Below are 23,764 nucleotides of genomic sequence, written 5' to 3'. Positions count from 1 at the left end.
TGCGCAGGAAGGCGATCACTAGAGCGGCAACTCCACGACGTCGACGAACGAGTAGCGCAGCCACCCGACGAACTCACCCCAGAGACCGGTGACCAACGCGATCCCCACCAGGATCAGCAACACGCCACCGAAGATCTGCACCTGCCGCGCATGCGCACGCAGCCACTTCGTCACCCCGAGCGCCCAGCGCGCCCCGAGCGCCAGCACCACGAACGGCAACCCGAGCCCCAAGCAGTACGCGAGCACCAGCACCGCACCCCGAGCCGTGGCAGACCCGACCTCGGTACTGCGAGCCACCGCCATCACCCCGGACAACGTCGGCCCCATGCACGGCGTCCAGCCGAGCGCGAACACCGCCCCGAGCACCGGCGCCCCCCACACCCCGGCCTTCGGCTTCGCGTGGAACCGCACGTCCTTCTGCAGCGCCGGAACCAACCCGATGAACACCAACCCCATCAGGATCGTGACAACGCCACCGATCCGCTGGAACAGGTCCGCGTTCAGCAACAGCGCGTCCGACACCCCGAGCACCAACATCGTGGCCAACGCGAAAACAACCGTGAACCCCAGCACGAACAACAACGAGGCCCCGGCAACCCGCCACCGCCCGGCCTTGGCGGGTTCGTCCGCCTCGACCCGAGGCGCCTCTGCCCCGACGAGCCCGGCGAGGTACGCCAAGTACCCCGGCACCAACGGCACAACACAGGGCGAGGCGAACGAGAGGAAGCCCGCCACCAAGGCCACCCCGACAGCCAGCAGCAACGGCCCGGACGTCGCCAGCAGAGTGGGGTTCACACACCTCAGAGTAGGTAGTTGCCCAGATCACCCACCCACCGGCATCACCTTTTGCAGCCACCACACCTGCTCCGAAGTACCGACGATTGCCGCCTTGTGGGTGACATCACGGTTGCTTAGCGTCAGCGCATGCATCGTTCCCGGCTGCTCCTCCCTGCGCTGACCGTGACCGCGCTGGCCCTGTTCGCCCAGTCACCGGTCGGCGGCGCAGCCCCGGCAATGGAGTGGCGCGAGGTCTTCAACGAGGACGGCTCCATCACCCAAGCCCTGTCCCCGAAAGCCCCAGCCGAGAAGACGACGGGCTTCAAAACCCTCGCCACAGCCGAAGTCAGCAAGATCTGGGGCACCCGCGACTCCGCCGACGCCTTCGACCTGGTCTTCGTAGGCGACGGCTACACAGCAGCCGACCTGGACACCTACTCGGCCAACGTGCAGAGCAAGTGGGACGAGCTCTCCTCCGTGGAACCGTTCAAGGAGTACAAGGACTACTTCAACGTCTGGCAGGTCAACGTCATCTCCAACGAGTCCGGCGTGGACCACGACCCGACCAAGGACCTCTTCAAAGACACCGCGCTGGACATGGGCTTCTGGTGCCAGGGCCGCGACCCGAACACCGAACGCCTCCTCTGCGTGAACGAGACCAAGGCCAAGGAGTACGCCGCCGCAGCCCCCCAGGCCGACCAGGTCATCGCCCTGGGCAACACCTCGAAGTACGGCGGCGCAGGCGGCTCCGTGGCCACCGCAGCAGGCTCCAACGCCCAGGCAGGCCAAATCGCCATCCACGAACTGGGCCACTCGATCGGCGGTCTGGCCGACGAGTACGACTACCCGTACGCCGCCTACACAGGCGCCGAACCACGCGAAATCAACGTGACCAAGGACCCCACAGGCGCCAAGTGGGGCGAATACCTCGGCCAGCCGTCCCCGGACGGCGGCGTGATCGCCCCAGTAGAGGGCGCCCGCTACTACAAAACGGGCCTCTACCGCCCCACCTCGAACTCGATCATGCGAACCCTGGGCAAGCAGTTCAACTCGATCGGCCGAGACGCGATGGTCAAGGCCTTCAAGGCCAAGATCCCATCCCTGACCGCGGCACCACCGGCCAACTAGAACCGACGCGAAAGGCTCCGGCGCGCTGGCGAGCCGGAGCCTTCACCTATTCCCTGGCCAGTTCGTCCAGCACGGGCTGGACATCGGAAGCCAGCACCGGGACCAAAAACACAGCCGCGACCTTGTGGTCCTTGTCCACCACGAACGTGGACGGCACAGTGTTGGCCGGCAGCCCCTTGAACACGTTGATGAACGACCGCGACGACCCGTCGTAGATGGACGGATACGTCAGCGACCGGTCCCGCATGAAGTCCTGCGGATGCGACTTGGCGGTCTCCTTGACGTCGACCCCCACAACCTGGGTCCCCGCATCGAAGATCTTCTGCATCTCGGGCGCCTCAGTCCGGCAAGGACCACACCAAGCACCCCAGATGTTGATGACAACGGGCTTACCCGCGTAATCGGAGAGCTTGACGGTCTTGCCGTCCTCCATGAGGGACTCACCCTCAAGCCCCTTCAACTGCTTGCGATCGGCACCTGTGTACCGAATCTTCACCTGCCCGCCCGGAGCGACCAGGTAGAAGTCTCCGGCACCCACCTGGGCGGCATCCTTGCCCACAGTGCAGCCCGAAACCAGCAACAGCAGAACGAGAAGCCGTTTCATGCCCCAGTCACCCGAGGATTGGTAGCTCCAACCGGCTCGGAGTAGGCAATCCGAACCAACTGCTCACCCTCGAAGATCAACGAAGTCAAGGAGGCCAGCGAACACTCCCGCTTCCGCGGGTCGTGCCACATCCGCTTCCCCTCCAAAAACCGCCGCACAGTCCAAATGGGCAACTGATGCGACACGCACACAGCCTCATGCCCCTCAGCCTCAGCCCGAGCCTTCTGCACGGCCCCGAACATCCGATGAGCGATCTCGATGTAGGGCTCACCCCACGAAGGCTTGAACGGGTTGACCAACTTGGGCCAGTGCTGAGGCGATCTCAACGCCCCGTCCCCGACCGCGACCTTCAACCCCTCGAACTGGTTGTCGGCCTCGATCAACCGCTCATCCGTGGCCAACTCCAGCCGATGCGAGTCGGCGATAGGTGCGGCAGTCTGCTGTGCACGCTCCAAAGGCGACGCGACGACGTGCACGATGTCGTTCTCCGCCAACGACTCGGCAACGGTCAGCGCCTGCTTCACGCCGCGCTCCGACAACCGGAACCCGGGAATCCGTCCGTAGAGGATCCCGGTCGGGTTGTGGACCTCACCATGACGGAGCAGGTGGACAACGGTGCGGGTCACTGGCGAGCCTCCTTGGCAGCGCGCGCCGCGATCGGCAACGCGTCAGCGATCACAGCGAACTCCTCTTCGCCCATGGCGGCGTTCACGAACCAGGCCTCGAACGCCGACGGCGGCGCGTAGACGCCTCGTTCCAGCAGAGCGTGGAAGAACGGCGGGAAGCGCCACGTCTCACAAGCCTGCGCGCCCGCGTAGTCCTTCACCTCGGAAGAACCGAAGAACACGCTCACCAGGTTCCCGGCGAACTGCACGCGGTGCTCGACACCGGCCTCGGTCAGCGCGGCCGTGAACAGCGCACCCAACCGGGTCGCGTTGCGGTTGAGCGCCGCGTACACCTGGTCGTCAGCCGCACGCAGAGTCGCGAGCCCGGCCGCCACCGCGACGGGGTTACCGGACAACGTGCCCGCCTGGTAGACGGGACCGGACGGCGCGAGCCGGGCCATCACGTCCGCGCGACCACCGAAGGCAGCCGCGGGCAGACCACCCGACATGACCTTGCCGAACGTGTAGAGGTCGCCGCGCACGCGCTCCAGGCCGAACCAGCCGGCCCGCGAGACGCGGAACCCGGTCATGACCTCGTCCATGATCAGCAACGCGCCCTCGGCGTCGCAGAGCGAGCGCAACGCGGCGTTGAAGTCAGGACCAGGCGCGACGGCACCCATGTTGCCCGCCGCCGCCTCGGTGATCACGCACGCGATCTCGCCCGGGTTCTCCGCGAACGCCGCCCGCACGGCCTCGATGTCGTTGTACGGCAGCACGATCGTGTCTTCCGCCTGCGCACCGGTGACACCCGGCGACGAAGGCAGGCCCAGCGTCGCGACGCCGGAACCGGCCTGAGCCAGCAACGCGTCGACGTGACCGTGGTAGCAGCCGGCGAACTTGATGACCTTGCGCCGCTCGGTGAAGCCGCGCGCGAGCCGGATCGCGCTCATCGTGGCCTCGGTGCCCGAGTTGACCAGGCGGACCTGCCGGACAGGCTCCACGCGGTCGATGATCTCGGCCGCGAGCTCGATCTCACCCTCGGTCGGTGTGCCGAACGACAGCCCGAACGACGCCGCCTTCTGCACGGCGGACACGACGTCCGGATGCGCGTGCCCGAGGATCATCGGCCCCCACGAGGACACCAGGTCGACGTACCGGTTGCCGTCCGCGTCCCACAGGTGGGGTCCCTCGCCACGCACCATGAAACGCGGAGTGCCGCCGACGGAGTGGAACGCCCGCACCGGGGAGTTGACCCCGCCGGGGGTCAGCGCGGAGGCGCGCTCGAACAGGGCCTGGGATCGACTCGCAGTCACGTACCCCAGTCTCACATGTCGGAGTCGGCGGCTTTCTGCGGCCGGGTGCGCAGGGCCAGCACGACCTGCCGCACCGCGTCGAGCGCCAGGATCACGGCCAGCGTGAGCGACGCCACGGCCGTCCCGAGCCAGTTGCCGTGGTAGCGCGTGGAGATCAGGTCGTGGCCGTCGATCGGGTACGAGAGCTTGACCACGCCGCGGTTCCAGCACCACACGGCGAGCCACGCCAGCAGGACGATCGCGACGACCTCGCCCGCGGCGATCAGCCACCGCTTGGGCTGGTGCAGGCTCGGTCCGGCGGGCGGTGCCGCTTCCGGCTCCTCCACGACGGTCTCCTGCTCAGTCACGGCCTCTGTCACGTTGCTCACCCTCTCACGACCTGGTGCAGGGCTGCGAGCAAGGCTTCCGGATCGCGTGCCCACGCCAGCACCACGGTGCCGTCGAGCAGGCGCAACGGCACCGCCGTCGTCCCCTTCGGCACCGACCAGCCGCCGCCGAGCACCCGCGCACCGGTCGGCGCACCGACGTCCCGGCAGGCCTCGATCATCGCGACCGGCAGCTTCTCCCTGCCGAACTGGGCCTCGGAGTCCGTCAGCGCGATGCTGCCGGTCTTGATCCTGCCGTACACCCACAACACCGCGCCGAGCATCAGCCCGAGCCCCACGATCGTCCACAGGCCCGCCGAGGCCGGTCCGGTGACCATCTCGACCAGATATCCGGCGACCGCGAACGCGGGTCCCCACAGGAGCGGCCACCAGCTGCTGCCGGACTCGCGGTACAGCGGCACTACCGCACGTACCTGTTCGACGCCGGCAGGAACTGCAGCACCACGGCCGCGACGGTCAGTCCCAACACGACGATGCAGATCGCGGTGCCCGGCTGCCACACCTGCGCCGCCAGCGCGAAGAACATGATCGCGAACGTCGACAGGAACCCGATCGCCCCGAGGACCGTGAGCAGGACGCGCGCCCAGTTCTGGCCGTTGCGCAGCACGATCGCGAACGCCACGTACGGCGCGGCGGCCACGAGCATCAGGAAACCGAAGATCAACGCCAGCGCCCGCACCCCGAACTCACCGGCCGCGCGGTCCGACTCCGGGCCCTGGTCGAGGAAGAACTCGGTGTTCGTGAGGAACAGCACCGGGAACACCGCGACGGAGAGCACCGCACCCGCGATCCAGATCCACATCGCCGCCGTGATCGTCGCCGGACGCTGCACCGGGAGTTCCTGGGGCGCCAGGGGTGCGAGCGGCGGCATGGGAAACCCCATGTTGTTGACCGGGTGCACCTGGTACCCGGCCTGCGGTGGGGCCAGTTCGGGCGCGGGCGGCATCGGCGGACCCAGGTCGCCGACCGCCTGCACCTCGTAGGCACCGTGCGGTTTGTCCGGGTTCGCCCACGGGCTTTGGTCCTGCGGATCGGTCACTGCTCACGCACCTCCGCGAACCACTGTGCCGTACGCGCCTGCCACGTGAAGACGATCGCGACGCAGATGAGCAGCAACGTGACCAGGCTCGCCGGGCTGATCCCCACCAGCAACAACCACATCATGTGCACGATCGCGATGAGCGACAACGCGATCCGGGCCCAGTTCCGGCGCTTGAGGAACAGCCTCGTCAGCCACGCGTAGAGACCGGCGAAGATCACCGCCATGACGGTCAGCGCGACCAGGAACGTCGTCACCTCGCCGGGCGGCTTCTTGCTCAGTTGCTCGATCTCACCGCGCTGGAACCACAAGCCGGCAGCCGTGAACAGCACGAACACGGCGGTCGCGAGCCACACCCCCACAGCGATCCGCACCTGCCTCGGAGCTTCGTTCACGACGTCTGCTCGCGCGCGGTCAGGTAGTCGGTCGACGGGCGGAAGTAGAAGAGCACCAGACCCGCCACGGCGACCAGCACGGTCGCGATGGCGAGCGTGTTCGTGATCATCTGGAAGAACAGGTCGATCAGCAGGGTGATCATCAGGCCGGTCCTGCTCTTCTTCAGACCCGAGCGGACCTTGCCCGCGAGCCACACCCCGAGCCCGGCCAGCACGACCGTCACCACCAGCGAGACGACCACCAGCCCGGTGATCGTCGAGACGATCATGTCCTGGGTGACCTTCGGATCCTGGTTGATCTTGGCCGCGGCGTCGATCAGCTGCTGTTTGTTGAGCAGCACGTACAGCGCGGCCAGCACACTCAACGCCGTGCCTGTCACGACGAGCCAGTAGCCCGCGGTGATCGTGCCGGGAGTGCCCGATTCCTTCGGAGACGTCACGGTCGGAACTTAGGACCGCAGGAAGTCGCTGTCCACCGTGACGCGCTTCCTGAAGTGCGCCGACACGCGGTACATCAGCACGATCGCGGTGGCGTCCATGACCAGCGTGACGAACGTGACGCCGAGATCGACCGGCCGCATCTCCACGCCGACGGACGCGGCCACTCCGCTGCCGAACGCGACCAGCCGGAACAGTCCGAACGCGACAGACGCCGCACCCAGCACCGTGAGCACGACACGGGCCCAGTTCCGCCCGCGCGCCATCGTGTTCGCCAGCCGCGTGTACGCGACGAGCATCGCGACGGCGATCAGCAGCCCGAACATGATCCCGCCGTTCACGCCGGCGTCGATCTGGTCCTGACCGAGCGCCGGGTTCTGCCGGCGCGCCTCGGCGATGAGCGTCTCGCGGTCGAAGAGCTGCGCGACGAACCTGACCATCCCGATGCCCGCGCTGGCGATCCACAGCCAGCGCGAGATGTTGATCAGCTTCGGAACGGGAGCGGGACCTACCTGTCCAGCCACCGCGCCGCTTCCACGGCCCAGTACGTCAGCACGATGTCCGCACCCGCACGACGAATCGACGTCAGCGACTCGAGAATCGAGCGCTCGCGGTCGATCCAGCCGTTCTGCGCGGCGGCCTCGATCATCGCGTACTCGCCGGAGATCTGGTACGCCGCAACGGGAACGTCCGAGATCTCGGCGACGGACCGCAGCACGTCCAGGTACAGCAGCGCCGGCTTGACCATGACCATGTCCGCGCCCTCTGCGAGGTCCAGCTGCACCTCGCGCAGCGCCTCACGGCCGTTCGCGGGGTCCTGCTGGTAGGTCTTGCGGTCGCCGGACAGCTGCGACTCGACGGCGTCGCGGAACGGGCCGTAGAACGCCGACGCGTACTTGGCCGAGTAGGCGAGGATCCCGGTGTCCTGCAGGCCCGCCTGGTCCAGAGCGCCACGGATGAAGCCGATCTGGCCGTCCATCATGCCGCTGGGACCGACGACGTGAGCACCGGCGCGAGCCTGGGCCACGGCCATCTCGCCGTAGACCTCGAGGGTCGCGTCGTTGTCGACCGTGCCGTCGGCGGCGAGCACGCCGCAGTGGCCGTGGTCGGTGAACTCGTCGAGGCAGCAGTCGGACATCAGCACGGTGCTGTCGCCCAGCTCCGCGCGGAGGTCGCCCAGTGCGGCGTTGAGGATGCCGTCCGGATCGGTCGCACCGGAACCGACGGCGTCGCGCTCGGCGGGAACACCGAACAGCATGATGCCGCCGACACCGGCCTGCACCGCCTCGACCGCGGCCTTCCGCAACGAGTCACGGGTGTGCTGCAGGACGCCAGGCATGCTCGCGATCTCCGCGGGCTCGGCCAGGCCTTCCTTGACGAACATCGGCAGCACGAGCTGCCTCGGGCGCACCTCGGTCTCGCTGACCAGGCGGCGCATGGCGGGCGTCGTGCGCAGACGCCTCGGGCGATGCAGTGGGTACATGTCGGACTCCCTGTGGAGAGAGTCGAAGGGGCCACTCAAAGACTACTTGAGTGGCCCCGACGGCTTTCTGTCTCTTAGCTGCGGCGCAGACGCTTGGTCTTGCGCGGAGGAGGCAGCGCTCCCTCGGCGCGCAACCGGGCGGCGTGGGCGGCCAGCGCGTCGACCAGCGCGGGCACGTTCGCCTCCTCCGGCTGCACGTCGACCCGGAGGCCGAACTCCCGCGCCGTCTCGGCGGTCTGCGGGCCGATGCACGCGACGAGCGTGCGGGCGTGCGGCTTGCCCGCGATGCCGACCAGGTTCCGCACGGTCGACGACGAGGTGAAGCACACCGCGTCGAAGCCACCGGACTTGATCATCTCGCGGGTGTCGGCGGGCGGCGGGGCCGCACGCACGGTGCGGTACGCCGTCACGTCGTCGATCTCCCAGCCACGCTCGCGCAGGCCCGCGGCCAGCGTCTCGGTGGCGATGTCGGCCCGCGGCAGCAGCACGCGGTCGACCGGGTCGAGGATGTCGTCGTAGGGCGGGAAGTCGTTGAGGAGACCCTCGGACGACTGCTCACCGGACGGCACGAGCTCGGGGATGATGCCGAACGAGCGCACCTTCGCGGCCGTGGCCTCGCCTACGCAGGCGATCTTCACGCCGGAGAACGCACGGGCGTCCAGGCCGAACTCGCGGAACTTCTCCCACACGGCGCGCACGGCGTTGGTCGAGGTGAAGACGACCCACTGGTAGCGGCCGTCGACCAGACCCTTGACCGAACGCTCCATCTGCGCGGGGCTGCGGGGCGGCTCGACGGAGATCGTCGGCACCTCGACGGCGATCGCGCCGTGCGAGTGCAGCCGCTCGCTCATCGCGCCGGCCTGCTCCTTGGTCCGCGGGACCAGCACGCGCCAGCCGTACAGCGCCCGCGACTCCCACCAGGAGAGCTTCGAACGCGCGGCAGCCGCAGCACCGACCGTGACGACCAGCGGACCGCTCAGCTCACCGGCGTCGGCGGCCAGCGAGGCCAGCGTCGTGTCGATGGTGCGCTGCTGGAAGCCGGTGCCCTCGGCGGTCACGGCGACCGGCGTCTGGGACGCCAGGCCGTTCTCGACCAGGTTGGACGCGGCCTCGGCGAGGTGCGAGCCCGTCGCGTGCAGGACGAGCGTGCCGGGCGAGCCGGCGAGGCCTGCCCAGTCGCTCACCGCGCGCACGTCGACCTCGGTGTGCACACCACCGAGCGCGACACCGGCGTAGGCCGGGACCGCGGTACCGGAAGGCACGCCGGGCACGACGTCGAACGGGATCGTCGACTTCGCGACCGCCTGTGCCTCCTTCACGACAGAGTCGAGCGTCAGCGGGTCGCCCGCGACGAGGCGGACGACTGTCGCGCCGTTGCGCGCCTCGTTCACCAGGTCCTTGGCCACGTCGGCGGACTCGCCGACAGCGGGGCGGACCTCGACTCCCTCGGCCACGGTCGCGAGGACGTCCGAGGGGACGTCCGGGTCGGTCACCACGAGTTCAGCCCTGGTGAGCAAGTCGTGGGCCCGGACCGTGAGCAGCCCGGTGTCGCCTGGGCCGGAGCCCACGAAGGCGATGCGTCCGGGGGTCTTGCGTGCGCGGGTCATCAGGGCACTCCCCATCGATTACGCCTCTGGACCGCTGAGAACCGCGGCCCCGAGGTCGAGCAACTCGGCGGCCAGCGCCCGGCCGAGTCCCTCAGCTTCGGTCAAGTCACCGGTGGCGGACGCGCGGAGGAGATCGTTCTCCGGCGTCGCTGCGACCCCGCGCAGGGAAAGTCGGTACACGACCTTGCCCTCGTCGTCGAGGTCTTCCACCACATCGGCCAGCGCGCCGACCGGCGCGCTGCAGCCCGCTTCGAGCGCGGCCAGCATGGCGCGCTCCGCGGTCACAGCGGCCCGGCTGGCCGAATCGTCCAAAGTGGACTGGATCAGGTGCTCGGCATCGACGTCGTCGATCCGGCACTCGACTGCCAACGCACCCTGCGCGGGTGCGGGAAGCATCTGGATGGGCTCCAGGTTCTCGGTGATCTCGCTCGTGCGGCCGAGGCGCGCGATGCCGGCACGGGCCAGCACCACGGCGTCGAGCTCGCCGTTGCGCACCTTGCCGATCCGCGTGTCCACGTTGCCGCGCAACGGAACGATGTTCAGCCCGAGACCGAGGGCCTCCAGCTGGGCCGCACGGCGCGGGGAACCGGTGCCCACAGTGGACCCCGGCGGCAGCTCGCCGAGCGTGAGGCCGTCGCGCGCCACGAGGGCGTCGCGCGGGTCTTCGCGCTGGGGCACCGCCGCGAGCACCAGACGTTTGTCCGGCGCGGTCGGGAGGTCCTTGTAGGAGTGGACGGCGACGTCGATCTCGTCGTTCGCGAGCGCGTCACGAAGAGCCGACGTGAACACGCCGATGCCGATCTGGGCGATGGGCGCGTCGGAGAGGTCGCCCGGCGTCTTGATGACGACGATCTCGACCTGTGCTCCGGCAGCCTTGAGCGCCTCGGCAACGGTCCCCGTCTGCGCGAGCGCCAGTGCGCTGCCTCGGGTACCGATCCGTAGGGTGCGGGTCACCGCGTTTCACCATCCACAGAAGACTTCTTGGTCTGGCTGACAGCCTCAGGAGCCTGAGGGTCGAGCCCGAACAGTTCGCGGAGAGCCTCCGCGTAGCCCGTACCACCGGGCGAGGAGGCGAGCTCCTTCACCCTGACGGTCGGCGTGTGCAGGAGCTTGTCTACAACGCGGCGTACCGTCTTGGCCAATTCACCGCGTGTCGCGGGGTCCAGTTCGGGAAGTCGCGAATCAAGACGGAGCAGCTCGGCGTCGACCACCTCGGCGGCCCGCTTGCGCAGCGCCGTGACGGTCGGGGTGACCTCGGCGGAGCGCTGGCTCGCGAGGTACGCCTTCACCTCGTCGGCGACCAGCTGGGCCGCCATCCGCGCGTCCTGGCCCGCGGGCGCGTCCGAGAGGCGGCGCTGCAGCGTTTCCAGGTCCACCACACGAACGTTCGGCAGCTCGGCCGCGGCCGGGTCGACGTCCTTGGGCAGGCCGAGGTCACACACGACGAGCGGCCGGGTGCGCGCGCTGATCATGTCCGCGCGGACGACCGTGTCGACCGAGCCGGTGCACGCGAAGACGATGTCCGCGAGATCCAGTTCGGCCGCCAGCTGGGCGAGGTCGACAGCCGTCGCGGGGACGCCCTCCGACCTCAGTGACGTGGCCAAACGCACACCGTTGGCCTGCGTCCGGTTGGCGATGACGACCTCGCCGACGCCCGCCCTGCGCAGGTGCGCGGCGGCCAGGCCGCCCATCGCTCCGGCGCCGACGAGCAGCGCGCGCTTGCCCACGAGGGTGCCGAGCGCGGCCTCCGCGTCGCCGAGGGCCTCGGACACGACCGACGCACCCGCGTGGTCGATACCGGTCTCGGTGTGCACGCGCTTGCCGACGCGCAGCGCGTTCTGAGTGAGCTCGTGGACGGTCTTGCCGACGGTGCCAGCCTCGTCCGCCGCCGCGTACGCACCGCGCAGCTGGCCGAGGATCTGGGACTCGCCGACGACCATCGAGTCGAGGCCGGCCGCGACGGAGAACAGGTGCTCGACGGCAGCGGCGGCGTAATGCACGTAAAAGTGTTCGTAGAGCGACTGCGGGTCGACCTGGGCGTGCTGCGCGAGCACGTCGACGACCTCGGACATACCGCCGTGGAACGACTCGACGACGGCGTAGACCTCGACCCTGTTGCAGGTCGACAGGACCATCGCCTCGGAGACGCTGGGGGCGGCGAGCAGCTGGCCGAGCACCTTGGGCAGGTTCGGCTCGGCCACGGTGACGCGTTCGAGGACCGGGACTGGGGCGGTGCGGTGCGACAGACCGACTACGAGCACACTCATGCACTCACCACGTCTGCCGGAGCCGTCTGGCTCACGCTCACGGGCGAATCACCATCCCGTCCACACCGAGTCCGTTGTTGCCGACCGAGACGCTGGCAGCTTCGTCCGCACGTCGAGCGACGTGGAACGACAGGATCTGCATCTCGACCGCCAAGTCAACCTTGCGCACCTCGACGTTGTCTGGAACCTGAAGGACAACTGGTGCAAAGTTCAGAATGCACTGGACGCCCGCAGATACCAAACGGTCGCAAACCGACTGAGCGGCGGGCGGCGGCGTCGCGATCACGCCGATCGAGACCTCGCGTTCCAGGCAGACCGCGGTGATGTCGTCGATGTGGCTGACGGGAATGCCCCCAACAGGGATTCCTACGAGATCCTCGTCCACGTCGAACAGAGCGGTGACCGGGAAACCGCGGCCGGGAAACCCGCCGTAGTTGGCCAGAGCGTGACCAAGGTTACCGATGCCCACGACCGCGACGGAATGGTTGCGGGTGAGGCCGAGGATGCGCTCGATGTGGCTCACGAGGACCTCGACGTCGTAGCCGACGCCCCTCGTGCCGTAACTGCCGATGTAGCTCAGATCCTTGCGGAGCTTCGCCGCGTTGACGCCCGCGGCCTGGCTGAGCTCCTCGCTGGAGACGGCCGTGACACCCTGGTCGGCCATGCCGGACAGCACGCGGAGGTACACGGCGAGCCTGGCCACCGCCGCCTCGGGGATCGCGCGGGCGCGCTCCCTGTCGGCAGGCTCCGCAGGGGTGGTGGTCGTCTCACCTTCGCCCCGCTGTGATGCCACGCTCTCCGACCTCCGGGTGTGCTTCACCGCAGGGACCCCGCGGCGTTGGTGATAGTCACACCGTACCGCTTGTGAACGCATGCACAAAGTCGGCGGTTCACACCCTCAGGAACAGTGACAGCGCTGGTCACAGGGTGTGACCAGCGCTGGATCGGTTCTTGATCACTACGGGGTGAGCGCCTCGCCGATCACGGTGGCGTTCTACTACTGGACGGTGAAGGAAATCGAATGCCATCCGGTGGCACCGTCCGGAACGGGGTCCAGCCGCGCCTGATCCTGGGTGTAACCGCTTTTGTCGGTCGCCCGGCATTCGACGGTGTGCGCGCCGGGCTTCAAGTCGAGCTCCAGGCGCCACATGCGCCACGTGCTGTCGCTGACGTCCGCGCCCAGTTCGGCTTCCTGCCAGGGACCACCGTCCGCCCGGACCTCGACCTTGGCCACGCCCTTCGGCTGGGCCCAGGCAGTGCCGGCGACCACGGTCCTGCCCTGGATCTTGCCGAAGCCCTTCGGGCGGTCGATCCGAGACATTGTTTTGATGGGAGCTCTGGCGGCCCAGCCTCGTGGGATCCAGTAGCCCTGCTCTTTCGCGAACGTGGTGACGTTGAGGTCGGTCACCCATTTGGTGGCTGATACGTACCCGTACAGGCCCGGGACCACGAGCCTTGCCGGGAATCCGTGCTCCGCGGGCAGGGGTTCGCCGTTCATGCCGATGGCGATCAGGCCCCGTTCGAGCACGTAGTCGAGGGGGCTACCCGCGGTGAAGCCGTCGTCGCTGGTGCTGAAGAGCTGGTCGGCGCCTGACTTCACGCCCGCTTCCCTGAGGACGTCGCCGATCTTGATGCCGACGAAGTTCGCGTTGCTGATGTACGGGCCGCCCACCTCGTTGGAGACGCAGGTCAGGGTGACGGTTTCCTCGACGAGGTCCCTCTGGCGGATCTCGTCGAAGGTCAGGACCATCGGGCGGTCGACCATGCCGTGGACTCTCAGGGTCCACTCCTCGGCGCGGATCCTGGGGACGCTCAGCGCCGTGTCGATGCGGTAGAAGTCCTCGCCGCTGGTGATGAAGCTCGGCGTGCCGTCCTTGGCGAAGTCGGCGTTGACCGGGATCTCGGGGGCTTTCGTCTTCGGAGTGAGGTCGCCGATGGCCCGCCTGGAGCCCTCGACGTCGGTCCGGCTGCCCAGGACTTGGCCTGTCACCCCTGCTGCGACGGCGAGCCCTGCCGTGATCAGGAAACCGCGTCGCGACTCGTCCTGCTGGACCTCTTTGTGCAGGTAGCGGAAGACGTAGGCGCCTGTCGCGAGGCTGGCTAGTGGAGCCAGCACGCTGAGCTGGCCGATGTCCGGCCGACTGAGGACGGCCGCGATGCCCACGACGCCGAGGACCACCGCCACGACGGTTCCCGGGGTGGGGCTGGTGCGGCTGGCCAGGCCGGCCGCGACGCCGATGCCCGCGATGACGATCACCATGCCGGTCAGCAGCACCAGCTTGTCGTTCGTGCCGAACGTGCTGACCGCGAAGTCCTTCAGCCAGGACGGGGTCAGGTCGATCGCCGCATTGCCCACGGCGAGGTACGGGGAAGCGCTCAGGCCTACGAAGGCTGCTACCAGGTGACCTGCCGCCAGGGCGGCGATGATCGCGAGCAGTCCGGTCAGCGCGGCCTTGGCGGGCTTCATGGGTCTTATTCGACACCGATTCGGTGTCGGTTCGCATCAGCTGGCGGCAGCTGTAAGAGCTCGGTAATGCCCGGTTGGCGGGCGCCGTTCCAGACGCGGGCTATTTCACTCGGCGCCGGTACGCCAGGGTCGCTGCTACTGCGCCTGCCAGTGCACCTGCGCCGAGGACGGACGGGACGCCGATCTTGGCCGCTTTGCGGCCCGTTCTGAAGTCGCGGATTTCCCAGCCCTTGCGGCGGGAGATTTCGCGGAGTTGCGAGTCCGGGTTCACGGCCACGGCCGTACCGACCACCGAGAGCATCGGGACGTCGTTCGAGGAGTCGGAGTAGGCGGTGCAGCGGCGCAGGTCCAGGCCTTCCTTGGCGGCCAGGGAGCGGACGGCCTGGGCCTTGGCCTTGCCGTGCAGCAGGTCGCCCACGAGGCGGCCCGTGTAGACGCCGTCTGCCGATTCGGAGACGGTGCCCAGGGCGCCCGTGAGGCCCAGGCGGCGGGCGATGATCTGGGCCAGTTCCACCGGGGTGGCGGTGACCAGCCAGACGCGCTGGCCTGCGTCGAGGTGCATTTGGGCCAGGGCCTGGGTGCCCTTCCAGATGCGGTCGGCCATCAGTTCGTCGTAGATCTCCTCGCCCAGGGAGACCAGTTCGGCGACGCTGCGGCCCGCCACGAAGGAGAGGGCCTGTTCGCGGCTGGCTTTGACCGACTCCGGGTCTTCGCGGCCGCCTACGCGGAACTTCAACTGTTGCCAGACGAAGCCTGCGAGGTCGGACGAGGAGAAGTACTTGCGCGCGGCCAGGCCGCGGGCGAAGTGGAAGATCGAGGCGCCCATCATCATCGTGTTGTCCACGTCGAAGAAGGCTGCGGCGGTCAGGTCTGTGGGCACCGCGAGCGACGCTTCGAGCTCTGGGGCCGCTGCGGCAGCCTTGATGGCCGCTTCGGCCGATGCCTCGCCGGCTAGTTCGGCCAGCCGGTCGCTCTCCACGTCACGCTTGCCCATGTCCCAAGCCTAGCGATCAGGTCCGGCCGGAAACCCTCGACTCAGCCGAAGCTGATGCCGGGGAGCAGCGGAAGCGAGATGCTGGGCAGCGGGAGGGGCAGGGGAATCGTGATTCCCGGCTTGCCGGAGGTCGGTGGCGTGGTCGTGCCCGGCTTGCCGGACGACGGCTGGGTCGAGGTGCCCGGGAGCAACGGCTGGGAGGGCTGGGTCGACGGCGTGGCCGAGCCCGACGGAAGCGGCTGGCCCGAGTGCGTCGGCTGGGTAGAGGGCTGGTCGCGGTTCGGTGAGGTGTTCGGGTCGGTCACGACGGTGGCGCACTCGTCCTTGGACGGGAGTGGGCCGAGCGTGTCGGAGGAACCGCTGATCACGGCGGCGCAACCGGCTCGGGCGGCCAGGTCGTGGGCTCGTTGGGCGATGCTCGCGAGCAGCCACATCGTGGTGTCGGCGTGGGCGCCTGCCTCGCCGGGGAGGCGGGGGCGCAGCGTGCCGACCTTCACGTACTGGGCCAGGGCCCAGTCGCGCAGTGCCGGGAGCGCCTTCTCGTCGGACGAGGTGGCATAGGTCGTGAGCTGGCGGGAGCCCTCGATGGCGTCCGCGTTCAGGTCGGACAGGGCGGTCAGCTGAGCGGACTCGCCGGAGGCGCGGTCGGCCAGCGTCTCCATCTCGGTGACGCGGGACGCGGCGAACTCCAGGTGCTTGAGCGCGCGGGACTCGTCGTCGAAGGTCAGGCCGAGCGAGGCGCCTTCCGCTGTGCGTTTGACGCCGTAGAGCGGGTCTCCCGGGAGCGCGTCACGGCTGAGCAGCACACTCATACCGGCGAGCGACATCAGCAGGCAGAGCACGGCGGCCGCCGCTACTGCTAACCGTGCGCGCGCTCCCACGCGTCTTACCGACGAGAGGACCAGCGGCTTCTCGGGTGGCGGTGCGGTGAGGATGCGCTGTTTCATGCGCGCGCGAGTCTCGGCGTCGGGGCCGACGTCCATGGCCCTGAGCATCTCGACGATCGCCAGGTCGTCAGCGAAGTCCTCGCCACCGACCGGCTGCGGACCGCCTTCCACCGCACGGGCGAATCGCTCGTGCTCCGTGTGCCGCCACCGCGGTGTGCTTCCCTTACCGTCCATCTCAGCCCGAGTAACGAAGTTGATCTGCTTTGGGTTACGCGTTTGTCGTCGTGATCACCGCAACCAGGACGGAAGAATCTGCGCGAGCCGCCGAACGGCCCTGTGTTGCAGGGCCTTCACGGCGCCCTCGTTGCGGTCCATGAGCTGGGCGACCTCGGAGACCGACTTGCCCTCGATGAACCTCAGCACGATGCACTCCCGCTGGTCGTCCCCCAACTGGGAAACGCACCGGAGCAGCTCCGCGTTGGTCGCCTCGGTCATCACTTCCTGCTCGGGACCGCTGGTCTCCTCGCGGTTGTCCTGGAGCTCCGCCGTCGTGACCTCGAGCCGGTAGCGACTCGACTTCACGTGGTCGAACACGATGTTGCGGGCGATCGTGACGAACCACGCGCCCACGTCCCTGCCCTGGTAGCTGACCGAACCGATGCTCCGCAGCGCGCGCAAGAACGTCTCACTGGTCACGTCCTCCGCGAACGCGCGATCGCCGCCCACCCGGAAAAGGACATAGCGGAAGACCATGTCGACGTACTTGTCGTAGAGCACGCCGAACGCCTCGGTGTCACCCTCCTGGGCGGCCTTGACGAGCTGCCACGGCTCGTCGGCGGTGTCGTCGTGCTGACCTCCCGTCATGGTCCGGGTGGTCCTGATCGTGTTCGGTCGTGCCCGCGCGGTCATCGGCTGGCGGCACCTCCACAGAGTCGCCGTGGCGGCAGCATACGTGTTGTTACTCCGTAGTAGGTAGCTGGCGGGGTTGCGAAGTGGAGACGTACGAACCACGGCTTCATGACGCTCGTCACGCGTGGAAGACTGCTCGAAGCGTTCAGTTGTTCATGAGGAGGCCATGTTGACTTCCGCTCGCAATGTCGCAGATCTCGTCCGTGCTTCGGCACAGCGGGGGCCGAGCCACGTCGCACTCGTCGACGTCGCGAGCGGTGTGAGCCTCACCTGGGAAACCATCGACGGTGCGGTCGATGCTTTCGCCCGCCGTTTGGCCGATTCCGGTCTCGAACCGGGCGACCGAGTGGCGGTACGGCTGCCCACGTCGCCCGAGTTCGTCGTCGCGGTGTTCGGAATCTTCCGCGCGGGCGGCGTCGTGGTGCCCACCGGACCCGGCAACCCGTCGCGTGAGCTCCAGCGCATCCTCGCCGACTCCGGCGCCACGCTGCTGGTCGGCGACGGCGAGGGTTCCGACGCGCAGGTCGTGGACGTTCCGGACGTCAACGCCACCGCCGAGCCGTTCGAGGCCGTGCGCGGGGGTGAGGACCTGGCCGTGCTCGGCTACACCTCTGGCACGTCCGGGGTGCCGCGCGGCGCGATGCTGTCCCACCGCGCGCTGCTCGCGAACGTTGCCCAGTGTGCGTCGCTGCGGCCCGCGCCGGTGACGGCGGGAGACCGGGTGCTGCTCGCGCTGCCGCTGTTCCACGTCTACGGCCTTGGTCCGGGGTTGTTGCAGGTGGCAGGGGCCGGCGCGACCGCAGTGCTGCTGGAGCGGTTCGAGCCCTCCAACGCGCTGGACGTCATCGAGCAGCACCGCGTCACCACGATGGTCGGCGTGCCGCCCATGTACCGGGCGCTGCTGGCGAACCCGATCGAGGTGCTGCGCGAGAAGCTGGCCACGGTCCGACTCTTCACGTCCGGTGCCGCGCCGCTTCCGGCGGGGGTCATCAACGAGATGCGCACCGCCATCGGCATCCCCGTCTTCGAGGGCTACGGCCTCACCGAGACCGGCCCCGTGCTGACGTCGACGCTGGTGGGCGGCGTGCCGAAGCCAGGGTCTGTCGGTCAGGCACTGCCCGGCGTGGAGATCCGCCTCGTGGACACGGACGGGTCGGTGCTCGACATCGACGAGGACGAGCCCGGCACCGGGCTGGTGTCCGCCAAGGGCGACAACCTGTTCAGCGGCTACTGGCCGGACGGGGCTCATGGGCCGGACGCCTCCGGGTGGTTCCGGACAGGGGATGTCGGGTTCATCGACTCGGACGGCGACCTGCACCTGGTCGACCGCGCCGGCGACCTGATCATCGTGAACGGGTTCAACGTCTACCCGCACGAGGTCGAACAGGTCATCGGCGAGATGCCCGACGTCGTGGAAGCCGCGGCCGTGGGGGTGCCGGATGACAGGACCGGTGAGTCCGTGAAGGTCGTCGTGGTGCTGCGGGACGGGACTTCGGTGTCGGCTGAGGACGTCGTGGCGCACTGCTCGACCCGGCTGGCGAAGTTCAAGGTGCCGACGTCGGTGGAGTTCGCGCCGGCGTTGCCGCACTCGCCCACCGGCAAGCTGGCCCGCCGTGTGCTGCGGAAGCCGCTGGGGGCCTGATGACGCACCACGTGACGGTGATGAGCCGCGAGACGTGCCACTCGTGCCACGTCGCCGAGGCCGAGATCGAACGGATCTGCGGCGAGGTCGGCGCCACCTGGTCCGTCGAGGACGTGGACGCCGATCCGGAACTGCGGGCCGAGTACGGGGACCGGGTGCCGGTGTTCCTGGTCGACGGCGTCGAGCACGGCTACTGGAAGGTCGAGGAGGACCGCCTGCGGGCGGCCCTCGCCTGACCTTTCGGCACGTTTTGGCCCGGCAACGCATCCGATGTGACGGGCGTCTCCTCCATGTACTGACTCCAACGTCTCGGGGGAGACGACATGAGGAGACTCATCGGAACATTGCTGCTGGTGATCACGTTCGTGGCGGGCGGAACCGTCGCGGCGAGCGCGGCGCCGTTGCCCACCTGCAAGTCGGTCGACCTGGACATCTCGGTCGGCCGCACCGGGAGCGCGGCCGGGACGTTCTACCGGGAGATCAAGTTCACCATGCGCTCGTTGGGCGCGTGCGTGCTCAAGGGCTTTCCCGGGGTGTCCTACGTCGACAGGGCCGGTGCACAGGTGGGCAACGCGGCCTACCACGTTGGGCCGGCCGGCGACCTGATCACCTTGGCCTACGGCGCGTCGGTCTCGGCCGACGTCGGGTTCGCCAACTGGCAGAACTACGACCCGCAGGACTGCCGGCCGCAGCCCGTCTGGGGCGTCCGCGTGTACCCGCCGGACGAGTTCGTGCCGCTCTACATCGGGTTCATCGACGAGATCGGGTGTGCGGGGGCGGTGAACCAGCTCCACACCACGGCGGTCTACCCGAGTTAGGCGGTCAGGCCCAGCTCACGCCAGCCCTGTTCACCGGCTGGCGTGAGCGCCACCGCTCGGGTGGTGCCGATGCGCTTGGTCCAGCCGCGTTCGAAGAAGACCTGGCAGAGGTGCGCACCGGCCGCGCCCGCGAGGTGCGGGACTCGTTCGGTCCAGTCCAGGCAGGCCCGGCTGACCTGGCGTTTCGATGGCTCGAAGCCCAGTTCCTCCAGCCAGACCAGGCCTGGTGGGGTGATCGCCAACTCGTCGGTCACCACGCCCAGGTCCAGCAGGCCGGTCTTCAGCGCGATGCCCAGCTTTCCGGCCAGGTGGTCGTAGCAGGTGCGGCCGCGAGCCATGGCTTCCGAGGCTGACGTGGCCCTGAGGCCGCGCGGCTTCGGGTCCGGTCCCGCGAACGCCGTCATGGTTTCGAGCAGTTCGGCCACGTGCGGGCCTGCGAGAGAGACGTAGCGGTGACGGCCCTGGCGGTGCTCGACGAGCAGACCGCCCTCGATCAGGCGGGTCAGGTGCTCGCTGGCCGTTGACGGGGCGACGCGGGCGTGGGTGGCCAGTTCGGTGGCGGTCCACGCTCTGCCGTCCAGCAGGGCCCCGCAGAACGCCGCTCGCGTCTTGTCCGCCAGCAGTGCGGCTACCTGGGCCAGTGCCTCCATGCCGACCATTCTGCGGGCCGGACGCTTCGGCCCGCGCCGAAACGTCGGCGCCCTAGCGTCGACGCCATGACCGAAGAGCTGCTGAGCCTTCCCGTGCCGAGCGTCCCCGCCGCTGACCGCGGAGTGGCGTGGCTGCGCGCGAACGTCGTCCGTTTCAGCAACGGCAGTGAGCACGAACGCAGGCGCGCGCTCACGACCAAGCTCATCGAGAACGTCCACGCGACGACTCTCGACGAACTGGCGAACGGGCTGGGGTTGCCCGGGGCGCTCGAGGACATCGCGTTGATCGCGCCGAGCTACCAGCCGCACGAGGCCATCACGGCCGAGGCGGACGCGGCCACCGAACGCCTCGCGGGCAGCCACGACGAGGAGACGGCCGCGCGGATCGGGCTCCTGGTGCAGGCCTGGGCAGCCACGAACGCACTCGCCGAGCACCTCCGCGCCGGGAACCCAGGGCCGCCCGTTCCGATCACGCGCAGGATCGCCGAGGGCGGCGTGATCGAGGTGAGTCTCGAAGGGCATCCGTTCGGGCACGGGGCACATGCCTGTCCTGGACGGGCACTGGCGACGAAGATCGCCAAGAACATGGCGTTCCTGGCCATGCACCACCAGGACGAACCGCTGGTGCTACCGAACGCGTGGGACTACACCTCCGCCGCCGCCCTGCACGCGGCGGGCTTCCGGGCCATCGGTACCACCAGCCTCGGAGTCGCGGCCGCGCACGGCATTCCGGACGGCATGGGGCTGGCCGGACAGCAAGCGGTCGCACTCGCTGCGCTCCTGAAGGACCTGCCCTGCCCGGTCAGCGTCGACCTGGAGTCCGGGTTCGGGATGGACGCCGCCGAACTCGTCGCGGGGCTGGACGCGGCCGGCGTGAACCTCGAGGACGGGCGCCCCCACGGCCTCGCTTCGGTGCAGGACCAGGCCGCGCTCATCAGCAAGGTGAAGGAACGCGCGCCGGGCGTCTTCCTCAACGCCCGCATCGACACCCACTGGCAAGGCGTCGCCCTGGCCGAGACCGAGGCACGCGCCAGGGCCTACGTGGACGCGGGCGCCGACGGGATCTTCGTGCCCGGCCTGACCGAGCCGCGTGACATCGAGAAGCTCGCGACCCTGGCGCCGCTCAACGTGCTCGCCCAGCAGCGCACGCCGAAGGAGCTCGGGAACCTGGGCGTCAGGAGGATCAGCACCGGGTCGCTGCTGTTCCGCGCCGCGCTCCAGCACACCGTCGCGACCGCGAGGGCCGTTCGCGACGGTGGTGTGCCGGAGGCGTTCAGCTATGCCGAGGTGCAGGCCCTGGTCAGCCCAGGAACACGTTCCGACGCTGGGTGAGCAGCCGGTAGAGGGTCTGCTGGATCGTCTCGCGGACCTGGTCGGTGAGGTTGAAGACCAGCATCGGGTCGTCGGCCGCGTTCTCGCCGAACACGTCCGTGCGGATCGGCTCGCCGAACTCGATGTACCACTTCGACGGCAGCGGGATCGCGCCCAGCGGACCCAGCAGCGGGAAGAACGGCGTCACCGGGAAGTACGGGAAGCCGAACAACCGCGCGAGAGCCTTGATGTCGCCGATCATCGGGTAGATCTCCTCGGCGCCCACGATCGAGCACGGGATGATCGGCGTGCCGGTCTTCAGCGCCGCCGCCACGAAGCCGCCGCGGCCGAAGCGCTGCAGCTTGTAGCGGTCCTTGAACGGCTTGCCGATGCCCTTGAAACCCTCCGGCCACACGCCGACGAGCTCACCGGACGACAACAGGCGCTCGGCGTCCGGGTTGCAGGCCAGGGTCTGACCGGACTTGCGGGCCAGCGCACCCAGCAACGGGGTTCGGAACACCAGATCCGCGCCCAGCATGCGCATGTGGCGCTGCGCCGGGTGCTCGGCCGCGATGCCGTAGGACGTCATCAGGGCGTCGAGCGGCAACGTGCCGGAGTGGTTCGCCACGATCAGCGCGCCGCCGGCCGTCGGGATGTTGGACAGCCCGATCGTCTCGACCCGGAACCACTTCTCGTAGAGCGGCTTGAGCGGGGGCATCAAGACGTTCTCGGTGAGGTCGCGGTCGAAACCGAACTCGTCGATCTGGTAGTCGCCCGCGATCCGCCTGCGCGCGAACGACAGGAGATCGGCCAGCCTGCGTTCCCAGTCCGGTGTCTCGGACTGCTGCTGCGCGGGCTCGGGGACCACCTCGACGTGGCGCGATCTGCGCGCGGCGTCGCGCTCTGGGTCGTGCAGCGGGATAACGCGTGCTCCTGCCACTGCGTTCATCTCCTCAAAGGCAAAGATCAGCGGAAACGAGCGGCTGCGTCGAGGATTCCCCGTTCCGCAGATGCAATCGTCTCCGGGTCGATGAACGGCTTCAGGCCTCGGCCGCTCACGTAGTCGTCGAACGCCTGCTGGGTGGTCCACCGCGGCGTGAACCCGAACTCCTTGCGCAGCAGGGTGGTGTCGACCACACGCCCCCAGTTGAGGAACCTCATCTGGTCTGGCGAGAAGTCGACGAGCCGGGCGCTCCGGAAGAAGCCGCCGACCGTGGGCACGGCCGCGCTGGGCACCGGCAGGTTCAGCCTGCCCGCCCGGCGGATGGCCTGCGACAGCAGCAGCACGCCGTCACCGCCCACGTTGAACACACCGGGCAGGTCGTGCAGCGTCGCGCGTTCGAGGACAGCGAGGGCGTCCTCGGAGTGCAGCAGCTGTACGCGAGCGTCGTAACCCAGCACCGTGGGTACCACCGGGAGCGCGAAGTAACGCGTCAGCACCGTGTCGATGCGCGGCCCGATGAAGTTCGTGAAGCGCAGCGTGGTGACGTTCACGTCCGGCCTGCGGCGGCCGAACCCGCGCACGTACCCCTCGACCTCGACGGCGTCCTTGGCGTAACCGGACGACGGCAGATCCTTCGGGCCCATGTCCTCGGTGAACACCGCAGGGTCGCGGCTGCTGGACCCGTAGACGGCGCTGGTGGACTTCACGACGAGCTTCTGCACCTTGGGCGACTTCTGGCACGCGGCCAGCAGCTGCATGGTGCCGATGACGTTCATCTCCTTCATCACCGTGCGGCCGGTGGGCCCGGCCGGGCTGGCGGTGACCGAGGCGTGGACGACCGTGTCCACGTTCGCGGTGGAGATGACCTTGCTGATCAGCGGGTTGCGGATGTCCGCCCGGACGAACTCCGCCCTGCCCATCCTGCGCAGGAGATCACGTGGCGGCGGCTCGGTGTCCACACCGAGCACGCGCTCGATGTCCGGGTTGGCGGCGAACCGCGCGGCGAGATGGCCGCCGAGGAAGCGGCTGACTCCGGTGACGAGGACGACCTTGGGCGTCATGCGACTCCAAGCAGAAGGGCGTTGCGATTGGTCGATGCTA

General features: G+C 68.8%; 27 protein-coding genes. 5 read left to right on the top strand and 22 right to left on the bottom strand.

The window, feature by feature from the left end; genetic code table 11:
* Positions 1-18: 18 nt before the first annotated feature.
* Positions 19-795: a cytochrome c biogenesis CcdA family protein gene (locus UK23_RS02455; RefSeq protein WP_045309686.1), complete on the bottom strand. Its 777-nt coding sequence runs from the start codon at positions 793-795 to the stop codon at positions 19-21.
* A 129-nt stretch (positions 796-924) separates the two neighbouring features.
* Between UK23_RS02455 and UK23_RS02450 the strand changes: the two genes are divergently transcribed.
* Positions 925-1,905: a M64 family metallopeptidase gene (locus tag UK23_RS02450; RefSeq protein WP_052684307.1), complete on the top strand. Its 981-nt coding sequence runs from the start codon at positions 925-927 to the stop codon at positions 1,903-1,905.
* 46 nt (positions 1,906-1,951) lie between these two features.
* Here the strand turns inward: UK23_RS02450 and UK23_RS02445 are convergent, their stop codons facing one another.
* The 18 genes from UK23_RS02445 to UK23_RS02360 all read right to left on the bottom strand — a co-directional run bounded on the left by UK23_RS02445 (position 1,952) and on the right by UK23_RS02360 (position 17,299).
* Positions 1,952-2,509, bottom strand: a complete 558-nt coding sequence (locus UK23_RS02445) for a TlpA family protein disulfide reductase (RefSeq protein WP_045309685.1) — start codon at positions 2,507-2,509, stop codon at positions 1,952-1,954.
* Positions 2,506-3,135 carry a histidine phosphatase family protein gene (locus UK23_RS02440; protein ID WP_045309684.1) on the bottom strand — a complete coding sequence of 210 codons (630 nt, stop codon included), beginning with the start codon at positions 3,133-3,135 and terminating at the stop codon, positions 2,506-2,508. Before UK23_RS02440 ends, UK23_RS02445 begins: the two co-directional genes overlap by 4 nt.
* On the bottom strand, positions 3,132-4,427 hold the full coding sequence (gene hemL / locus UK23_RS02435) for a glutamate-1-semialdehyde 2,1-aminomutase (protein ID WP_045309683.1): 1,296 nt from the start codon (positions 4,425-4,427) through the stop codon (positions 3,132-3,134). The genes UK23_RS02440 and hemL overlap by 4 nt, the downstream gene beginning before the upstream one ends.
* A gap of 11 nt (positions 4,428-4,438) precedes the next feature.
* Positions 4,439-4,786, bottom strand: a complete 348-nt coding sequence (locus UK23_RS02430; protein ID WP_156212680.1) for a hypothetical protein — start codon at positions 4,784-4,786, stop codon at positions 4,439-4,441.
* A 5-nt stretch (positions 4,787-4,791) separates the two neighbouring features.
* On the bottom strand, positions 4,792-5,214 hold the full coding sequence (locus UK23_RS02425; RefSeq protein WP_045309682.1) for a DUF3093 family protein: 423 nt from the start codon (positions 5,212-5,214) through the stop codon (positions 4,792-4,794).
* Positions 5,214-5,852, bottom strand: a complete 639-nt coding sequence (locus UK23_RS02420; RefSeq protein ID WP_045309681.1) for a hypothetical protein — start codon at positions 5,850-5,852, stop codon at positions 5,214-5,216. Before UK23_RS02420 ends, UK23_RS02425 begins: the two co-directional genes overlap by 1 nt.
* Positions 5,849-6,247 carry a hypothetical protein gene (locus tag UK23_RS02415; protein ID WP_045309680.1) on the bottom strand — a complete coding sequence of 133 codons (399 nt, stop codon included), beginning with the start codon at positions 6,245-6,247 and terminating at the stop codon, positions 5,849-5,851. Before UK23_RS02415 ends, UK23_RS02420 begins: the two co-directional genes overlap by 4 nt.
* Complete coding sequence (locus tag UK23_RS02410) at positions 6,244-6,687, bottom strand: hypothetical protein (RefSeq protein ID WP_045309679.1); 444 nt, start codon at positions 6,685-6,687, stop codon at positions 6,244-6,246. Before UK23_RS02410 ends, UK23_RS02415 begins: the two co-directional genes overlap by 4 nt.
* 9 nt (positions 6,688-6,696) lie before the next feature.
* A complete protein-coding gene (locus UK23_RS02405; RefSeq protein ID WP_052684305.1) occupies positions 6,697-7,209 on the bottom strand; it encodes a hypothetical protein in 513 nt (170 codons plus the stop codon).
* Positions 7,194-8,168 carry a porphobilinogen synthase gene (gene hemB / locus UK23_RS02400; protein WP_045309678.1) on the bottom strand — a complete coding sequence of 325 codons (975 nt, stop codon included), beginning with the start codon at positions 8,166-8,168 and terminating at the stop codon, positions 7,194-7,196. The genes UK23_RS02405 and hemB overlap by 16 nt, the downstream gene beginning before the upstream one ends.
* Positions 8,169-8,242: 74 nt before the next feature.
* The gene (locus UK23_RS02395) at positions 8,243-9,775 is read right to left on the bottom strand and encodes a uroporphyrinogen-III synthase (RefSeq protein WP_045309677.1); all 1,533 of its coding nucleotides are present in this window, start codon (positions 9,773-9,775) and stop codon (positions 8,243-8,245) included.
* An 18-nt stretch (positions 9,776-9,793) separates the two neighbouring features.
* Positions 9,794-10,729, bottom strand: coding sequence for a hydroxymethylbilane synthase (hemC, locus tag UK23_RS02390; RefSeq protein ID WP_045309676.1), 936 nt, complete (start codon positions 10,727-10,729; stop codon positions 9,794-9,796).
* Entirely contained in the window at positions 10,726-12,042 is a 1,317-nt protein-coding gene (locus UK23_RS02385; RefSeq protein WP_045309675.1) for a glutamyl-tRNA reductase, read from the bottom strand. The genes hemC and UK23_RS02385 overlap by 4 nt, the downstream gene beginning before the upstream one ends.
* Positions 12,043-12,079: 37 nt before the next feature.
* Positions 12,080-12,835 (bottom strand): redox-sensing transcriptional repressor Rex, encoded by a 756-nt coding sequence (locus UK23_RS02380; RefSeq protein ID WP_045309674.1) that lies wholly within the window; start codon positions 12,833-12,835, stop codon positions 12,080-12,082.
* 204 nt (positions 12,836-13,039) lie between these two features.
* The gene (locus UK23_RS02375; RefSeq protein ID WP_045309673.1) at positions 13,040-14,509 is read right to left on the bottom strand and encodes a molybdopterin-dependent oxidoreductase; all 1,470 of its coding nucleotides are present in this window, start codon (positions 14,507-14,509) and stop codon (positions 13,040-13,042) included.
* Positions 14,510-14,609: 100 nt separating this feature from the next.
* Complete coding sequence (locus tag UK23_RS02370; RefSeq protein WP_045309672.1) at positions 14,610-15,503, bottom strand: HAD family hydrolase; 894 nt, start codon at positions 15,501-15,503, stop codon at positions 14,610-14,612.
* 41 nt (positions 15,504-15,544) lie between these two features.
* Positions 15,545-16,624 carry a DUF5667 domain-containing protein gene (locus UK23_RS02365; RefSeq protein WP_045309671.1) on the bottom strand — a complete coding sequence of 360 codons (1,080 nt, stop codon included), beginning with the start codon at positions 16,622-16,624 and terminating at the stop codon, positions 15,545-15,547.
* Positions 16,625-16,678: 54 nt separating this feature from the next.
* Positions 16,679-17,299, bottom strand: a complete 621-nt coding sequence (locus UK23_RS02360) for a sigma-70 family RNA polymerase sigma factor (RefSeq protein ID WP_045309670.1) — start codon at positions 17,297-17,299, stop codon at positions 16,679-16,681.
* Positions 17,300-17,465: 166 nt separating this feature from the next.
* Here UK23_RS02360 and UK23_RS02355 point away from each other — a divergent pair, with 166 nt between their 5' ends.
* The 3 genes from UK23_RS02355 to UK23_RS02345 all read left to right on the top strand — a co-directional run bounded on the left by UK23_RS02355 (position 17,466) and on the right by UK23_RS02345 (position 19,759).
* On the top strand, positions 17,466-18,941 hold the full coding sequence (locus UK23_RS02355; protein WP_045309669.1) for an AMP-binding protein: 1,476 nt from the start codon (positions 17,466-17,468) through the stop codon (positions 18,939-18,941).
* The gene (locus tag UK23_RS02350; RefSeq protein ID WP_045309668.1) at positions 18,941-19,177 is read left to right on the top strand and encodes a glutaredoxin family protein; all 237 of its coding nucleotides are present in this window, start codon (positions 18,941-18,943) and stop codon (positions 19,175-19,177) included. Before UK23_RS02355 ends, UK23_RS02350 begins: the two co-directional genes overlap by 1 nt.
* An 87-nt stretch (positions 19,178-19,264) precedes the next feature.
* On the top strand, positions 19,265-19,759 hold the full coding sequence (locus UK23_RS02345; RefSeq protein WP_082114353.1) for a DUF4232 domain-containing protein: 495 nt from the start codon (positions 19,265-19,267) through the stop codon (positions 19,757-19,759).
* Here the strand turns inward: UK23_RS02345 and UK23_RS02340 are convergent.
* Positions 19,756-20,409, bottom strand: a complete 654-nt coding sequence (locus tag UK23_RS02340) for an ArsR/SmtB family transcription factor (protein WP_045309777.1) — start codon at positions 20,407-20,409, stop codon at positions 19,756-19,758. The genes UK23_RS02345 and UK23_RS02340 overlap by 4 nt on opposite strands.
* Before the next feature lie 66 nt (positions 20,410-20,475).
* Here UK23_RS02340 and UK23_RS02335 point away from each other — a divergent pair, with 66 nt between their 5' ends.
* Positions 20,476-21,741: an isocitrate lyase/PEP mutase family protein gene (locus UK23_RS02335; RefSeq protein ID WP_045309667.1), complete on the top strand. Its 1,266-nt coding sequence runs from the start codon at positions 20,476-20,478 to the stop codon at positions 21,739-21,741.
* Here UK23_RS02335 and UK23_RS02330 read toward each other — a convergent pair.
* Complete coding sequence (locus tag UK23_RS02330) at positions 21,710-22,669, bottom strand: lysophospholipid acyltransferase family protein (RefSeq protein ID WP_045309666.1); 960 nt, start codon at positions 22,667-22,669, stop codon at positions 21,710-21,712. The genes UK23_RS02335 and UK23_RS02330 overlap by 32 nt on opposite strands.
* Positions 22,670-22,686: 17 nt before the next feature.
* Positions 22,687-23,724, bottom strand: coding sequence for an NAD-dependent epimerase/dehydratase family protein (locus tag UK23_RS02325; RefSeq protein ID WP_045309665.1), 1,038 nt, complete (start codon positions 23,722-23,724; stop codon positions 22,687-22,689).
* Between the last annotated feature and the right edge of the window lie 40 nt (positions 23,725-23,764).

The sequence above is a fragment of the Lentzea aerocolonigenes genome, from assembly GCF_000955955.1.
GTDB classification, from domain to species: domain Bacteria; phylum Actinomycetota; class Actinomycetes; order Mycobacteriales; family Pseudonocardiaceae; genus Lentzea; species Lentzea aerocolonigenes_A.
This window is presented reverse-complemented; position numbering and strand designations above follow the sequence as displayed.

Bases quoted from the DNA above. Each gene is read 5' to 3' on its own strand.
- UK23_RS02450 (WP_052684307.1), top strand. From the start codon at position 925: ATGCATCGTTCCCGGCTGCTCCTCCCTGCGCTGACCGTGACCGCGCTG.
- UK23_RS02445 (WP_045309685.1), bottom strand. From the start codon at position 2,509: ATGAAACGGCTTCTCGTTCTGCTGTTGCTGGTTTCGGGCTGCACTGTG.
- hemB (WP_045309678.1), bottom strand. From the start codon at position 8,168: ATGTACCCACTGCATCGCCCGAGGCGTCTGCGCACGACGCCCGCCATG.
- UK23_RS02395 (WP_045309677.1), bottom strand. From the start codon at position 9,775: ATGACCCGCGCACGCAAGACCCCCGGACGCATCGCCTTCGTGGGCTCC.
- UK23_RS02385 (WP_045309675.1), bottom strand. From the start codon at position 12,042: ATGAGTGTGCTCGTAGTCGGTCTGTCGCACCGCACCGCCCCAGTCCCG.
- UK23_RS02375 (WP_045309673.1), bottom strand. From the start codon at position 14,509: ATGAAGCCCGCCAAGGCCGCGCTGACCGGACTGCTCGCGATCATCGCC.
- UK23_RS02370 (WP_045309672.1), bottom strand. From the start codon at position 15,503: ATGGGCAAGCGTGACGTGGAGAGCGACCGGCTGGCCGAACTAGCCGGC.
- UK23_RS02365 (WP_045309671.1), bottom strand. From the start codon at position 16,624: ATGGACGGTAAGGGAAGCACACCGCGGTGGCGGCACACGGAGCACGAG.
- UK23_RS02360 (WP_045309670.1), bottom strand. From the start codon at position 17,299: ATGACCGCGCGGGCACGACCGAACACGATCAGGACCACCCGGACCATG.
- UK23_RS02355 (WP_045309669.1), top strand. From the start codon at position 17,466: ATGTTGACTTCCGCTCGCAATGTCGCAGATCTCGTCCGTGCTTCGGCA.
- UK23_RS02350 (WP_045309668.1), top strand. From the start codon at position 18,941: ATGACGCACCACGTGACGGTGATGAGCCGCGAGACGTGCCACTCGTGC.
- UK23_RS02345 (WP_082114353.1), top strand. From the start codon at position 19,265: ATGAGGAGACTCATCGGAACATTGCTGCTGGTGATCACGTTCGTGGCG.
- UK23_RS02340 (WP_045309777.1), bottom strand. From the start codon at position 20,409: ATGGAGGCACTGGCCCAGGTAGCCGCACTGCTGGCGGACAAGACGCGA.
- UK23_RS02335 (WP_045309667.1), top strand. From the start codon at position 20,476: ATGACCGAAGAGCTGCTGAGCCTTCCCGTGCCGAGCGTCCCCGCCGCT.
- UK23_RS02330 (WP_045309666.1), bottom strand. From the start codon at position 22,669: ATGAACGCAGTGGCAGGAGCACGCGTTATCCCGCTGCACGACCCAGAG.
- UK23_RS02325 (WP_045309665.1), bottom strand. From the start codon at position 23,724: ATGACGCCCAAGGTCGTCCTCGTCACCGGAGTCAGCCGCTTCCTCGGC.